The organism is Nostoc sp. (assembly GCF_036919555.1).
Classification (GTDB): Bacteria; Cyanobacteriota; Cyanobacteriia; order Cyanobacteriales; family Nostocaceae; genus Nostoc.
The window spans coordinates 19,404-33,618 of sequence record NZ_JBALCS010000025.1 but is presented as its reverse complement, the minus strand read 5'-3'; the positions used below and the strand labels follow the sequence as shown (position 1 = coordinate 33,618).

15 protein-coding genes are annotated in these 14,215 nt (G+C 42.5%); 12 read left to right on the top strand and 3 right to left on the bottom strand.

Annotated elements, in window-relative coordinates; genetic code table 11:
- Nucleotides 1-180 precede the first annotated feature (180 nt).
- The 6 genes from V7K36_RS08395 to V7K36_RS08370 all read left to right on the top strand — a co-directional run bounded on the left by V7K36_RS08395 (nucleotide 181) and on the right by V7K36_RS08370 (nucleotide 6,333).
- On the top strand, nucleotides 181-1,464 hold the full coding sequence (locus V7K36_RS08395) for an MFS transporter (RefSeq protein ID WP_335114812.1): 1,284 nt from the start codon (nucleotides 181-183) through the stop codon (nucleotides 1,462-1,464).
- A gap of 269 nt (nucleotides 1,465-1,733) precedes the next feature.
- The gene (locus V7K36_RS08390) at nucleotides 1,734-1,871 is read left to right on the top strand and encodes a hypothetical protein (protein ID WP_335114810.1); all 138 of its coding nucleotides are present in this window, start codon (nucleotides 1,734-1,736) and stop codon (nucleotides 1,869-1,871) included.
- A 68-nt stretch (nucleotides 1,872-1,939) separates the two neighbouring features.
- On the top strand, nucleotides 1,940-3,145 hold the full coding sequence (locus V7K36_RS08385) for a zinc-dependent alcohol dehydrogenase (RefSeq protein WP_335114808.1): 1,206 nt from the start codon (nucleotides 1,940-1,942) through the stop codon (nucleotides 3,143-3,145).
- Between the two features lie 809 nt (nucleotides 3,146-3,954).
- On the top strand, nucleotides 3,955-4,233 hold the full coding sequence (locus V7K36_RS08380) for a hypothetical protein (protein ID WP_335114806.1): 279 nt from the start codon (nucleotides 3,955-3,957) through the stop codon (nucleotides 4,231-4,233).
- A gap of 197 nt (nucleotides 4,234-4,430) precedes the next feature.
- A complete protein-coding gene (locus tag V7K36_RS08375) occupies nucleotides 4,431-6,212 on the top strand; it encodes a M61 family metallopeptidase (protein ID WP_335114804.1) in 1,782 nt (593 codons plus the stop codon).
- Nucleotides 6,175-6,333 carry a hypothetical protein gene (locus V7K36_RS08370; RefSeq protein WP_335114802.1) on the top strand — a complete coding sequence of 53 codons (159 nt, stop codon included), beginning with the start codon at nucleotides 6,175-6,177 and terminating at the stop codon, nucleotides 6,331-6,333. Before V7K36_RS08375 ends, V7K36_RS08370 begins: the two co-directional genes overlap by 38 nt.
- A gap of 207 nt (nucleotides 6,334-6,540) precedes the next feature.
- Here V7K36_RS08370 and pyk read toward each other — a convergent pair whose 3' ends face one another.
- Nucleotides 6,541-8,310 (bottom strand): pyruvate kinase, encoded by a 1,770-nt coding sequence (gene pyk, locus V7K36_RS08365; RefSeq protein WP_335114800.1) that lies wholly within the window; start codon nucleotides 8,308-8,310, stop codon nucleotides 6,541-6,543.
- Between the two features lie 378 nt (nucleotides 8,311-8,688).
- Between pyk and crtR the strand changes: the two genes are divergently transcribed.
- From crtR to V7K36_RS08345, 4 genes are all read left to right on the top strand, one after another.
- The gene (gene crtR / locus V7K36_RS08360; RefSeq protein ID WP_335114798.1) at nucleotides 8,689-9,579 is read left to right on the top strand and encodes a beta-carotene hydroxylase; all 891 of its coding nucleotides are present in this window, start codon (nucleotides 8,689-8,691) and stop codon (nucleotides 9,577-9,579) included.
- A gap of 383 nt (nucleotides 9,580-9,962) precedes the next feature.
- Nucleotides 9,963-10,148: a hypothetical protein gene (locus tag V7K36_RS08355; RefSeq protein WP_335114796.1), complete on the top strand. Its 186-nt coding sequence runs from the start codon at nucleotides 9,963-9,965 to the stop codon at nucleotides 10,146-10,148.
- A gap of 171 nt (nucleotides 10,149-10,319) precedes the next feature.
- Nucleotides 10,320-10,526, top strand: coding sequence for a hypothetical protein (locus tag V7K36_RS08350; protein ID WP_335114794.1), 207 nt, complete (start codon nucleotides 10,320-10,322; stop codon nucleotides 10,524-10,526).
- A 498-nt stretch (nucleotides 10,527-11,024) separates the two neighbouring features.
- Entirely contained in the window at nucleotides 11,025-12,428 is a 1,404-nt protein-coding gene (locus V7K36_RS08345; protein ID WP_335114792.1) for a hypothetical protein, read from the top strand.
- Nucleotides 12,429-12,484: 56 nt separating this feature from the next.
- Here V7K36_RS08345 and V7K36_RS08340 read toward each other — a convergent pair whose 3' ends face one another.
- On the bottom strand, nucleotides 12,485-12,646 hold the full coding sequence (locus V7K36_RS08340; RefSeq protein ID WP_335114790.1) for a hypothetical protein: 162 nt from the start codon (nucleotides 12,644-12,646) through the stop codon (nucleotides 12,485-12,487).
- 90 nt (nucleotides 12,647-12,736) lie between these two features.
- Here V7K36_RS08340 and V7K36_RS08335 point away from each other — a divergent pair, with 90 nt between their 5' ends.
- Nucleotides 12,737-13,150 (top strand): helix-turn-helix domain-containing protein, encoded by a 414-nt coding sequence (locus V7K36_RS08335; protein ID WP_335114788.1) that lies wholly within the window; start codon nucleotides 12,737-12,739, stop codon nucleotides 13,148-13,150.
- 41 nt (nucleotides 13,151-13,191) lie between these two features.
- Here V7K36_RS08335 and aqpZ read toward each other — a convergent pair whose 3' ends face one another.
- Nucleotides 13,192-13,977, bottom strand: coding sequence for an aquaporin Z (gene aqpZ, locus V7K36_RS08330; RefSeq protein ID WP_335114786.1), 786 nt, complete (start codon nucleotides 13,975-13,977; stop codon nucleotides 13,192-13,194).
- Between the two features lie 48 nt (nucleotides 13,978-14,025).
- On the opposite strand from aqpZ, the gene V7K36_RS08325 reads away from it, so the two are divergent.
- Complete coding sequence (locus tag V7K36_RS08325) at nucleotides 14,026-14,211, top strand: hypothetical protein (RefSeq protein ID WP_335114784.1); 186 nt, start codon at nucleotides 14,026-14,028, stop codon at nucleotides 14,209-14,211.
- The last annotated feature ends 4 nt before the right edge of the window (nucleotides 14,212-14,215 follow it).

Sequence of the window (14,215 nt, the reverse complement as noted above, 5' to 3'; positions counted from 1 at the left end):
ATTAAGGCATAGTCTTTATATAGTCTTCATATCTTTTTGCTAACCTTAAATTTCAGACTACGAAATCATTTATTTTAGTTAAATTTTTTACTAATAATCAGTCTGAAGAATGAGACTAATAATATTACATATTATTAATATTTGTATTTTAATAGTAACAAATCAGACCAAAGCAGATTTATGCAAAAACTTAAACGCAAGATTAATAACCTGCTTTTTGGTCGTTATAAACATTCCTTGGGTAATTCTAAAAGCACATCTGTTCGTAGTTTGGATCGGCTCAACCTTACCTTGGGCGATGTGCGAGATGTTTTTGAACCTTACTTGGCAATTTTCTTAGCCGCAGATCGTCATTGGAATCCAGCCCAAGTGGGTATTGCTCTATCGGCCACTAGCATTGCTGGAATTCTGGCACAAACGCCAACGGGTGCGCTAGTTGATGCCTCGCGTTACAAACGGTTACTGATTGCGATCGCTACCCTAGCCGTTGCAATTAGCTATATAGTGATTGTCAACTTTTCGGCTTTGCCTGCTGTGGTTGCGGCTCAAGCTGTCATTGGTATATCAGCAGTAATCGTTGGCCCAACAGTTTCAGCTATCTCACTAGGAGTGGTAGGAAAAGACCGTTTAAACAAGCGTGTAGGGCGCAACGAAGTATTTAACCATACAGGCAATGTGAGTGCAGCAATTGTTGCTGGTTTGTTAGGACAATTTGCTGGACGAATTTGGATTTTTTACTTTTTAGTAGTTTTGTGTGTTGTCACCATTTTTTCAGTCTTTCAGATTCCCAACCAAGATATTGACAATACAAAGGCGCGCGGTGATCAGCAAGAAAATGACACTGGAGAACGTGCTACCGTTAAGGATTTGTTGGGTAATCGCACGCTGATCATCTTTGCTTTGTCTGTAGTTCTGTTCTATCTGGCGAATGGAGCGCTACTACCTTTAGTTAGTCAAGAGTTAACCGCAGGACAGCAAAACACTTCCTCACTCTACATTTCTGCTGCCATTGTGGTAACACAGTTTACTATGATTCCCGTCGCGGCTTGGGCAGGAACGGCCGCCAACCGTTGGGGCAGAAAACCATTACTACTAATTGCTTTCGCTGCTGTTTTACTTCGGACTGCACTTTATACCACAAGCCACAACCCTTGGTTTTTAGTTTCAGTACAAGTTTTAGACGGCATTGCATCTGGTATTTTTACAGTACTAGTTGTAATTATTGTTGCAGATTTAACCCAAGGAACCGGGCGATTTAATCTGGTACAGGGAGCAATCAATACTATGATTGGCATCGGTGCTGCTATCAGCAACTTAGGAAGCGGTTTTTTGGTCAAAGCAGCTGGTTATAAGATTGGTTTTATCACACTAGGGGTAATCGCTGCCATCGGACTTCTTTGGTTTTGGCTGAAAATGCCGGAAACGAAAGAATCACAATCACAAGATCGAACCAAAACAGCTTAATATTTTATTTCTTGAGCAAGCTGTTAATGGCTTCGTGAAAACTTATTTTCCCTAAGTACACAACTAGACCTAATACGCAATCAGCCCTTCAACAGAGAAAGGCGATCGCTAGAAATACTCTCACGCTAGAGGTGATTAATCAAGTGTCTTCCTAAGATGAACATGAAGGCGCAGATATTGCGAACTCCAGTTCTGTCCACTTCCAGGCAGCACTCATCGATCGCGGCACCCAAGTTAAAGTCATCACCGAATCTACCCCACCGCGTGGAGTGATCAAAGATGCGATCGCCAAACTCTTTGGCGAATCACCCGAACAGCAGCTAGGAGACGATTTACACCGCTTCAAAATGCTGATGGAAACGGGCGAGATTGCGACAACAGAAGGTCAACCAAAGGGGAAAGGATAAATATTCAAACCAACTCCGTAAATAGATTTCAGATTTGACGAACAACTTAACTTTAGGAAACTCAAGCAATGAAAGCAGTTTGTTGGCAAGGTACGAACAAGGTAGAGGTTGAAACCGTACCCGATCCCAAAATTATTAATCCGCGTGATGCGATCGTGAAAATCACCTCAACAGCGATCTGCGGTTCTGATTTACATTTGTATAACGGCTACAACCCCGCGATGAAACCGGGCGACATCTTGGGGCATGAATTCATGGGAGAGATCGTTGAACTAGGCAGTGCTTTTAAAAATGGAAATATCCATAACAAAGGCAAAGCCCTTGCCATCGGCGATCGCGTCGTTGTCCCCTTTACGATTTCCTGCGGCTCGTGTTTCTTCTGCAATCGGGATTTATCGTCGCTGTGCGATAACTCCAACCCCAACGCTTGGATGGCGGAAAAAAGCATGGGTTATTCCCCATCGGGTCTTTTCGGCTACTCCCATTTGACGGGGGGCTACGCAGGAGGTCAAGCCGAATATGCCCGCGTTCCTTTTGCCGATGTCGGGTTATTCAAGATTCCCGATGGACTAGCAGATGAACAAGTCCTGTTTTTCACTGATATTTTCCCTACTGGTTATATGGCAGCCGAAAATTGTAACATCGAACCAGGCGATACGGTTGCGATTTGGGGTTGCGGCCCAGTTGGGCAATTTGCGATTAGAAGTGCCTTCATGCTGGGGGCTGGGCGCGTCATTGCGATTGATCGCGTTCCCGAACGGCTCCAGATGGCAAAAGACGGTGGAGCAGAAATTTTGAACTATGAAGAAATCGAGGTGGGTGAAGCCCTCAAAGAAATGACTGGGGGTATAGGTCCCGATTCGGTGATGGATGCGGTGGGAATGGAAGCTCACGGCATGGGTTTGGAAGGCTTCTATGACAAGGCGATGCAAGCGGTGCGACTGGAAACCGATCGACCCAATGTATTGCGTCAAGCGATCGTTGCCTGTCGCAAAGGTGGCACGGTGTCGGTTCCCGGTGTTTACACAGGCTTTGTAGACAAGATGCCGATGGGTGCTTTTATGAACAAAGGCTTAACTATGAAAACAGGACAGACGCACGTACATCGGTATTTGCAAACGCTACTTGATCGCGTTCAAAATGGCGATATTGACCCCTCGTTTGTAATCACCCACAGTCTGCCGCTAGAGCAAGCTCCGCACGGCTACGAAATCTTCAAACACAAGAAAGACAATTGCATTAAGATCGTCTTGAAGCCAGGTCAGGCTGCTTGAAACCCACGCTCTAGAAACACCCCCCCACATGGTTTCTGGATACAGCAAGATCAAGATAAAGTTCCCGTATAAGAGGCTTCCAAAGAGTAAAGTACTCAGCACTTGGTAATGATAATTATTATAGAGGGTGGGAGTCAGGGCTGCCGTTTTTGATTCGCATTAATCAGGAAACGGGCTAACGCAGTACCCAGAAAGACTTGGCTGGGCTTGGTGTGAGTATTCCTCTGACTCGAATGGCACTAATATAAGCCCAAAGCCTTGTGTTGCCTCGTTAAGAGCCTTCAGGCTCTTAATGTATTCTGAGAGGGCTGCTGCCTCTGGCCAAGAAAGCTATGATGTACACACAAGTCATCGAATTACCCAAAATAAAAGAAAAACCTCACCCTGTCCTGACTTTAATCCCTCTCCTTACTAAGGAGAGGGACAGGTTTTGCACAAGCAAAACCAGGGTGAGGTTTCTTTGGGCTATTCGATAAACCGTAAATTGCGTCAACAGAGACTTGTGTGTACACGGTAGGGTCAAGAAAGAGGAGGCGGAGCCTCCCAGGATGGGTTAAGAGCCTTCAGGCTAGGAACCAGTCAGGGCAGGGGTTATATTTTAACTTAGTGCCATTCGCCTCTTACTATTAATATAGTCATATATGAATATGCGTTACGACTCTGATATATGCAATTAGATGGTTGAAAAGAGATTTGCTTGAATGTTTTAATATTATTAAATAATTTGCAATTAAATGTGAGTCTATTCTCAATAGACCATCAGTAATTTTTGTAAGTTAATAATTTTTAGCTAAGTGGTAATTTCAAATATGGAAAATACATTAATTGACAAAACCTTCCGTGATAGCGATGGCAAAATTGTTTTAGCTCAGATGCCAAACCTACCACTTATTGTTTGGATAGTAACCAGTATACTTGCTCTAATTTTTACAAGTGGCAAAATCAATATAGTATTAGACGTACTAGCAAATGGCTCCTTGTTCACTTGGGCGTGGCTGGAATTATTTCAAGGGGTTAATTATTTTCGCAGAGCGTTAGGTCTTGCGGTATTAATTGGTTTTATCGTATTAAAAATTCAGTGGGCATAATCACTCACTCAAGGCTAATGTCAATAAGCAAGGTGAGAAGTTGCTAAAAGGTAAGCACATCAGGGAAAGTTGATGAGTAACTTAGTAAAGTTGTTGTTCTAGGAATTGTGCCAAATAATTCAGTTACCCTGAAAGTTAAAAGGTGAATTTGTCATGATGGGAGAAATTACCTATCGACTATTAACTCAGCACACAAGATGACTGAAGCAACAGTAACTCGTCCCAACATCTACGTCCAAGAAACCAAGCCAACGATTCATTACCTGGTGGCAATGTCCCAACCAGAAACCCATCTGTTTGAGGTGACTTTACGCCTTGTCGATTACCCCTCGCCGATTCTCGATTTAAAATTGCCGGTGTGGACACCGGGTTCCTACTTAGTCCGGGAATACGCCAAGAATTTACAGGATTTTGTGGCTTTTGCAGAGGATAAGCCTTTACCTTGGCGGAAGATCAGTAAAAATCACTGGCAGATAGAGAAAACAGGTGTTTCGGAATTAACTGTACGTTACCGCGTTTTTGCGAATGAGCTATCGGTACGAACAAATCACTTAGATACCACCCACGGTTATTTTAACGGTGCGGCACTATTTTTAAGAATATCGGCCTGGGAGAACCAACCCATTCGCGTTATCATCGTACCACCACGCCCCGAATGGCAAGTAACTACTGCCTTGCCACCCATTGCTAAGGAAACGAATACTTTCTTGGCTGGCGATTTTGATACTCTTGTTGATACTCCCTTTGAGATTGGTAGCCACCAATTGTATAAATTTGAGGTTTTGGGAAAACCCCATGAACTGGCAATCTGGGGACAGGGTAATTTTCAAACCCAGCGATTGATTGCTGATATCCAAAAAATTGTTCAGGTAGAAGCGCAGATGTTCGGCGGTTTGCCTTATGAACGATACGTATTTCTGCTACATTTATTTAGTCAAGCTTTTGGCGGTTTGGAGCATAAAAATTGTTGTTCCTTAATTTACCAGCGTTTTGGGTTTCGCGCTCAGGATAAGTACGATCGCTTTATCCAATTGGTAGCACACGAGTTCTTTCACTTGTGGAATGTCAAGCGAATTCGCCCAAAAGCATTAGAGGTTTTTGATTACGATCAGGAAAACTATACACCATCATTGTGGTTTTGTGAAGGCACTACTAGTTACTATGACTTGTTAATTCCTTTGCGCGCGGGAATTTATGATGTTAAATCGTATTTGAATAACTTGGGCAAAGAAATTACTAGATATGAAATGACACCAGGGCGCAAGGTACAACCCGTTTCCGAGTCGAGTTTTGATGCCTGGATAAAACTCTATCGCCCAGATGCTAATAGCGGTAATTCCCAAATTTCCTACTATTTAAAAGGAGAAATGGTATCGTTATTGCTAGATTTACTGATTCGCTCTACTCATAACAATCAGCGCTCCCTCGATAACGTCATGCAGAAAATGTGGCAGCAATTTGGACAAGCTGAAATTGGCTATACTCCAGAACAGTTGCAGGAAGTTATAGAATCTGTCGCCGGAATCGATTTGACTGATTTCTTTAAACGCTATATTGATGGCCTTGACGATTTGCCCTTGAATCAGTACTTAGAACCCTTTGGCTTGCAGTTGGTAGCTGATCAGCAGGAAGAACCTTACCTGGGTGTAAGAATAAATACAGAGAATGGGCGGGAGATGATTAAGTTTGTAGAGACTGGTTCACCTGCACAAATAGGAGGAATTGATGCAGGTGATGAGTTGTTAGCAATTGATGGGATTAAGGTAATGGGGAATAGTTTAAGCGATCGCCTGAAAGATTACCAACCAAACGATACAATCGAAGTCACAGTTTTCCACCAAGACGAACTGCTTACTTCTTCCATCAGCCTCGCGTCACCACGTCCCACTCGATATCAAGTAAAACCAGTTGAGCATCCTGATTCCACGCAGCAGCAAAACTTTGCTGGATGGCTTGGGGTTGCGATCGCAACTGTTTGATAAAGGGCATGGGGCATTGGGCATTGGGCATTGGGCATTGGGCATTGGGCAAAACAGTTCCGAGTTCCGAGTTTTGAGTAAAGAAGTGAGATTCCCCACTCCTAATATCATGTCCGCATAATTAGTTATAATTCACATAGTCATTGCACCCCACCCCGCCAAAGCTATGCTTTGTCTCCCTGCCCCTAATCCCCAGAGGGGGCCCCGAGTTGCCCGCCGGCGGGGAGGGGATTAAGGGGTGGGGTTCTTCGGGTTTAATAAGTAATCAAGCGGACATGATATAACAGACGCGATTAATCGCGTCTCTCCCACTCCTAACTCCCTAGCGCTAAGGCGTTCTCACCGCCCCAGAATAAATTAAACCCCGTTGCAGATCCAGGGTTATGATCGCCCCATCCCGAATCGCCTTCGTTGCCTGCTTCACGCCGACAATTACTGGCACACCGAGACGTAAGCCAATCACTGCTGCGTGACTTGTGAGACTTTCCTCTTCCGTAATAATCCCGGCAGATTTCCGAATTGCCTCAACAAAATCTGCACTAGTGCGGGGTGCAACCAATATGTCTCCATGATTAAAGTTACTAACATCCATGCCAGTATTAGCCACCCTTGCGCGACCACTCACTGAACCTTGTCCCAGTCCAATTCCGTGACCTAGTATTGCCGTCACCACCTCTACCTTAATCAAATCTGTGGAGCCGGAAATTCCCTGGAGTGTGCCAGCAGTCATCACTACTAAATCTCCCTCAGACAGTAACTTCAGTTCCTGAGCTACGTTGATCGCAGCTTGAAATGTCTGACCAGTGGAAGGTAATCCTAGTACTAACAGAGGTTTTACTCCCCACACCATTTGTAGCTGTCGCGCCACATTCACATGGGGTGTCACTGCCAAAATCGGTGTCTGGGGACGGAACTTAGAGACATTGCGAGCTGTTGCCCCAGTTTGCGTTAGGGTCATGATTGCTGCTGCGCCTAGTTGTTCGGCAATTTGACCTACAGCTTGACTAATCGCATTGGGAATCGAGCGTCGGGCATCTCTCGAAGAACGTAAGTTTAAGTGTTGGGCTTCTTCCTGCTCCATCCGCTCGGCAATCCGTGCCATCGTCGCCACTGCTTCTACAGGGAAGCTACCCACTGCGGTTTCATTGGAGAGCATCACCGCATCCGTGCCATCTAAAATCGCATTTGCCACATCCGACACTTCAGCGCGAGTGGGACGGGGATTGCTCACCATGCTGTCTAACATCTGGGTGGCAGTGATGATGGGAATCCCCAAGCGATTTGCTGTGGCAATTAGCCGCTTTTGGAGTACGGGAACATCTTCTGCTGGCAATTCCACCCCTAAGTCGCCTCTGGCAACCATCACGCCATCACACAAAGCCAGAATCGCCTCCATTTGTTCTATGGCTTCGTGCTTTTCAATTTTGGCAATCACTGGCACTTGCTTGCCTGTACTGGAAATTAGCTCTTTGATTTCGATCATGTCCTGGGGATTGCGGACAAAGGAAAGTGCCACCCAATCTACACCCTGATCTAGACCAAACATCAGATCCTCTCGGTCTTTGTCGGTCATTGCCTTAACTGACAGGTAAACGCCGGGAAAGTTTACGCCTTTGTTGTTAGAAAGTTTACCAGGCACCGTGATGCGACAATGCAAATCACCTTTGTCGCGGTTAATTTCCTCCACTAGCATTTCGACTCGTCCATCATCGAGGAGGATTTTTGCGCCAACTGGGACTTCTTCGGCTAAATAATCGTAGGTGACACAGCTAATTTCCTGCATACCTACAACCGGACGATTTGTCAAGGTGAAGCGATCGCCTTTTGCCAAAACTATAGACCCGTTGTCAAACTTCCCCAAGCGAATTTTTGGACCCTGCAAGTCTTGGAGAATAGCCACTGGCTGATTTAATTCAAAGGCAGTTTGCCGAATTAAGCGAATACTACGCTGATGGTCGGCATGAGTTCCGTGGGAGAAGTTTAGCCGCAGCGTCGTGGCTCCCGCTTCAATAATCGCCTTGAGCATTTCAGGACTGCTAGTGGCGGGGCCAATAGTAGCGACAATTTTTGTCCGGCGCAGAGAATCTCTTAATTGCATAGGGGCTGAAATTAGGGAGCTATCTGGGAAGTCATCGTAACTTAAGTGGTATCTCCTTTTCAGTTACTGCTATATCAATAGATATAAACAGTTAGAGAGGGTTTATGGGAGAGTGAGGCTATGGGATAGACTAGATATAGTACATCAATCTTGTATTTATCATCCCGAAGAAGTACTTTATCCCATCAACTTCTTGCCAATTGTCATACCCCACTTATCAGTAAATATTAGTCCTCGTCTGGAATCATAGCGTTATTCATCTGCTGATATGCAAAGCGCTAGATAAATATTGCTATACAAAAATTTACAAAAATTTATTATTCATTAATATTTATTGTATATTCGTAATGTTTGATCAAGAAGGAGTCAATTTTAGAAATGATCACATCGGAGGCACAAAAGCCACTGACAATCCCACCCAAGGAATTTTTAGCGCCTCCTGGTGATTTCAATCCCACGCTGCTGCTCTTTTTTGTAGCTGTGGCAATGCTGGTGTTATCTAGCTTTGGTTACTGGCTTTGGGAATGGCCGCACTGGCTGTGCTTTAGCGTTAACACAATTGCCTTGCATTGTGCTGGAACGGTAATTCATGACGCGTGTCACCAATCTGCCCATCGGAACCGGATGATTAATGCGATGTTAGGGCATGGCAGTGCATTGATGCTTGCTTTTGCTTTTCCAGTGTTTACGCGGGTGCATTTACAGCATCATGCCCATGTTAATCATCCCGAAAACGATCCAGATCATTATGTCTCTACTGGTGGCCCGCTATGGTTGATTGCAGTGCGGTTTTTATACCACGAGGTATTTTTCTTTCAACGGCGACTGTGGCGTAAATATGAGCTATTAGAATGGTTCATCAGCCGTTTAATTGTCGGTGTAATTGTTTATATATCAGTTCAGTACAACTTTTTGGGTTACATTCTCAATTTTTGGTTTATACCGGCTTTTGTGGTGGGGATAGCACTAGGATTATTTTTTGATTATTTGCCTCATCGTCCTTTTGCCGAGCGCGATCGCTGGAAAAATGCTCGTGTTTATCCTAACCCAGTTCTCAATATCCTGATTATGGGACAGAATTACCACTTAATTCATCATTTGTGGCCTTCTATTCCTTGGTACAATTATCAGCCCAGCTATTATCTCATGAAGCCGCTATTAGATGAAAAAGGATGTTATCAAACTTCAGGATTGTTACAGAAAAAAGATTTTTTTGAGTTTGTTTATGACATCTTTCTAGGAATTCGGTTTAATCATCACAAAGATTAACAATTCAAAATTCACACATTCACGCATTCAAACATTTTAGACAATTTCAGACTCTTATTTAAACCCTGACTGAAATTGAGCGGAGTCGGAGACACCGAAACTCCGAGCTACGTGTAATGGTTGGGGTCTTAAACCCTTCGATTTCCGACAAATAATTCAGCGTTGATCGAAACAGACTCATGATACAGAGCAACTAAATTTATTTATGGGGAAGAAAAAAATGTATTTCTCGCGCCGCGCGTCTCGAAATACTGCGTCCTGATGACAGAGCAACTAAATTTATTTAAAGCCAGCTTGTCTGATGATTGCGGCTTGATTGAAATGTTCCAGCAAAACATTGATTATTTCATATCTAAACCTGTCGATCGGCCAAGATTACAATCTTGGTAGTAAATGGCTATCACCCGGAAAAACTGACCCAAGCGTTAGAGCAGATTTATCCCCAGATTATGACTAAAATCCAATTTGAACTCTCAGCCAAACCATCAAAAGCTGAAAAAGAAGCTGCTGGAAAATCTGGCTTTGTGCCTGTTGCCGCTAGATGGGTTATTGAAAGGTCAAACGCTTGAGTGGAGCGATGTCAAAGTTTAGTCAAAAATTTTGACCGAACACTGGCTCCTGCCAATGCCAAGCTCAAGCTTTGTTTTATCAGATTGATGCTCAAAAGACTAGCTGCTACCTAAAAAAGATATCAAATGGGTTCTATAGGAGATAAATCTGGAGAGTAGGGAGGCAAAAACTTGATCTTTTGCACCGACGGACTCAATTGCAAGCCTTACACGTTCGGCGTGATGAACTTTCAGGTTATCGATAACCACAATGGCCCCTTTCCACAACTGAGGGAACCCACTTCTACATTGACTCCTATTCCGATTAATGTACCAAATTCTGGGGCTATTACTGTCCCAATTCCACCGATTAAGGTACATCTCCACATGATGCAGTAATTTTTGGGGAGCTTCATATTTTTAATGATTAAGGGTACAGTGTTAGTAATATTACTGAAGCTTACGTTAAAAAGATTATATACAATATACGGTGGGGTGAAATAGCTCTGTTTTAACAAATAATTTTAAAAACAGAATTAATTCTTTTTTCTCATAATTAAATTGAGAAGGTTAAAGTATTTATGAGTCAGCTTTCAACAGTACAACTACTTTATTTGCTTTACGCTCATTCTTATTCAAATGAGGGTACAGTAACTAAAAGTGTTGTGAAGTCTTACCTCTCTAAAGAACTACAAAAATTTTACTTTTAGATTTGTTGCTGCCTTAGTAGGTAGTGGTAAGACTTCACTTTTAACTTATCTAAATGAATTAACTAAAACTAAACAGACTTTTTTAAATCATTCAATAGTTGTTCAATTTCAGCTTTCTGATATACCGCTTGGCTCTGATTTTCGTGTTAAGTTTTACTGTCATATTCTGGCTGATACCTTTTGGGAGTTGTTACACAATCAAAATTTATCTAATTCAGTTAGGGTTGTAGCTGAAAATATTTTAAGTGAGTATTTAGAAAATCATCAAGTTTCTCAATTAAAAACTATAAAGGCATTAATGCCATTTCGCAACAAATTTAAAAAGTATATTACTGAAAGTTTAGATGTATATGAACAATTCTTTTTTTATCTCATCTCCGAAATTTCCGAAGTAGACCCCAGATTCAGTTTTGTATACCTTGCAGATGAGTTAGATGCTTTAGCAGCATTTCCACAAGAAATTCAAGAAACTAGATTAGTATTAAAGCAATTAGTTAGAAGGGCTTTTCAAGAATTTAGTTCAAGAATTCGTCTATTGATGTATTTAGTAGGTACTTCTGATAATGTAGGAAGTTTTATAGCAGAAGATTCTGTTATTCAAAGTCTTATTGGTGATTCAGTCATCAATTTAAACAAGGGGTACAGCAATGAATTTGAAATAATTAGAGAAAAGATTGAAAATCGGATTGAAGGAGCTTATAGCGGTTATAGAAACTTTAACCAAGCATGGAAAGAAATAAAAAATATCTCGATAAGTTCTACTAATACATTAAGGGAATTCTGTCGAAACTATGGTAATGCCATACTAGAAATTCATGAAAAATACTTTCAAGAAGCACCTGAACAGGTTTTTGAAGGAGATGCTCGTAATTTAGTTGAAGCAGAATGCAAAAAACGGTGGGCTAGTTTTTTAAGTAGAACAGCATACACTTTGTCAAATGTTTCCACTACTACTGTAATAGCAGGTCATGCCTTTGACTGCTATGCAGAGTTACTACATAATGGCCAAACTGTTGCTAGAGCCTTTGGCGAAGCTAAAAACTATGAGATGTTGAGCAGCCACTTTAATACATTTAGTGAATGGTTAAATGATGTCAAATTTGAACCATCTAATTCTGATGGAATACCATCTGATTTAGCTTTTATGATTGCTCCTTCCTGTCCACCTCTTTTACAAAGAAAGTTAGGACTTAGAAATATTTATTTTCTCGAATCAGATAAAATTATAACGACAGTTGTTACCGCTAAGGATGACACTGTAATCGGCTTAAATATTCTAACAGAACAAGTTGCAAATAACACTAAAATACCCAACTGGACTTTTCATAATTCTAATGGAAATGTAACTGATCCAAAAAATTCTACCAATATTAACACTGCAACTAAACATGAATTGACGGCTGCTTTTAAAGGTACTGGTATTAGACAGTCTACTATTGATAGACTCATCAAGATCCGAAGTAGCAAACCATATAAAACTTTAGATATTATGGGAACTGATTTAAGATTTACAACTAACGTAATAACAAAATTACAGGATAAACTAGATAAACAAGAGATATGTTTTTATAAAGCAATTAATACACTGTAGGAATGCACTCTTAAATTATGTATTTACACTTAGGTACAGGTGTTGCAGCTGAATTCCTACATAGCAACTCCGCCTGTTGCAGCACCGTCACCATCGCCTTCTCCTGCTTCTCTGGTGAATAACCCCTTGTTTGCAAACTTGTTACGGGCGATCGCCTCGTCCCTTTGTCGGGTTTTTGTCGTTTGGCGACATTGAGGGTTACGGAGAAAGCAGCACATGATTAGTGCTCGCTCTCACCAAATTGACCAATACCGCCAGACATCGCCTAACTTATATGGTAGCATTTTGCGAAATTTGGCGGTAATCCCATGAACAAGCAGTCAGCAGCAGACTTTCTTGGTGTGAGTGTCCGAGCATTAGAGCGTTATGTACAGCAGGGTAAAATCAGTGTTACCTACGAGAAAGGTAAAACTAGACCGACTGCTAACTTTGATCAAACCGAACTGGAAGCATTTAAGGAAGAACTGAACCAACCGACCGTAAAACCTGCCTTTGAATCTCGTCAAATAACGACACAGCAACAGCAACAGACAGGTAAACTAGTGCATCAGTCTGGCGAGATTGGGGTAATTGACAAGTTATCCTCAATCATTGAACCCCTGCTGGGTAAGGGCGACAATCAACCAGTAGTGCCAATCGCCGATCAGCTGCTACTGACTATTGCAGAGGCGCAAGCTCTAACTGGGTTGTCCAGGAAATTCCTGCGAGACGCAATTACATAAAAGCAATAGAAGAGATTATTTCTTGGGCTGCTTTTTCCTTACTATCGTCGGGAATAATCATCCACATCGGGCGAAAATTCACGTTCTGCCTCACCTACAACTGGTGCGCCTGATTCACCTAAAGCCTTTGAATAGAATAGACCTGCCAATATCGCACCTAAAATTGGAGCTACCCAAAACAGCCATACTTGCTTAAACAGTTCTACACCAGCAAAAAGTGCCGGACCAGTACTACGAGCCGGATTAACCGATGTATTCGTTATGGGTATGCTGACCAAATGAATAAGTGTTAATGCCAAACCAATAGCAATTGGTGCAAAGCCCTTTGGCGCACGACCATCTGTTGCACCTAAGATCACAATTAAAAAAATGAAGGTAAGTACAACCTCTGTAATGAAACCAGCAGCCAGTGAATAGCCTCCAGGAGAATGTACTCCAAAACCATTTGTCGCTAATGGATTGGAACCAGAAAGCGTAAATCCTGGTTTCCCAGTGGCAATTAAATAAACTAGACCTGCGGCTAATATTGCTCCCAATACCTGAGCAATAATGTATGGAAGCAATTCAGAGCCAGGAAAACGCTTTCCTGACCAAAGACCAAATGATACAGCTGGGTTAAAATGAGCGCCGGAGATATGACCAACTGCGTAGGCCATAATTAGCACTGTAAAACCAAAAGCCAGAGCAACACCTACAAAGCCAATTCCTAATTCATTGGCTTTCGCATCTGGAAATGCTGCTGCAAAAACAGCACTTCCACATCCGCCAAAAACTAGCACAAATGTGCCAAGGAATTCTGCAAGACATCGTGCGAAAAGTGATACCATAAATAGCTCCTTTTAGACCAAACGTGTAACCCCTGAAAAGGTTGAAAAATGAAAGTAGACGGCAACGGACAAGGCAAGATACTAACCCAAGACGAACTGAAGCGATTATTCAGCGTGGGATTACTAACCACCCGCGATGCCTGTGGCAAGCTACGCCTACGCGCTCTATTTGTTTGGGATTTGCCTTTTCATTGGTTGTCGCGTATCAGAAGCACTAGCACTCCAGACGACTGATATC

Bases quoted from the DNA above. Each gene is read 5' to 3' on its own strand.
- aqpZ (WP_335114786.1), bottom strand. From the start codon at position 13,977: ATGGTATCACTTTTCGCACGATGTCTTGCAGAATTCCTTGGCACATTT.
- pyk (WP_335114800.1), bottom strand. From the start codon at position 8,310: ATGCAATTAAGAGATTCTCTGCGCCGGACAAAAATTGTCGCTACTATT.
- V7K36_RS08380 (WP_335114806.1), top strand. From the start codon at position 3,955: ATGGAAAATACATTAATTGACAAAACCTTCCGTGATAGCGATGGCAAA.
- V7K36_RS08335 (WP_335114788.1), top strand. From the start codon at position 12,737: ATGAACAAGCAGTCAGCAGCAGACTTTCTTGGTGTGAGTGTCCGAGCA.
- V7K36_RS08395 (WP_335114812.1), top strand. From the start codon at position 181: ATGCAAAAACTTAAACGCAAGATTAATAACCTGCTTTTTGGTCGTTAT.
- crtR (WP_335114798.1), top strand. From the start codon at position 8,689: ATGATCACATCGGAGGCACAAAAGCCACTGACAATCCCACCCAAGGAA.
- V7K36_RS08325 (WP_335114784.1), top strand. From the start codon at position 14,026: ATGAAAGTAGACGGCAACGGACAAGGCAAGATACTAACCCAAGACGAA.
- V7K36_RS08340 (WP_335114790.1), bottom strand. From the start codon at position 12,646: ATGTGCTGCTTTCTCCGTAACCCTCAATGTCGCCAAACGACAAAAACC.
- V7K36_RS08385 (WP_335114808.1), top strand. From the start codon at position 1,940: ATGAAAGCAGTTTGTTGGCAAGGTACGAACAAGGTAGAGGTTGAAACC.
- V7K36_RS08375 (WP_335114804.1), top strand. From the start codon at position 4,431: ATGACTGAAGCAACAGTAACTCGTCCCAACATCTACGTCCAAGAAACC.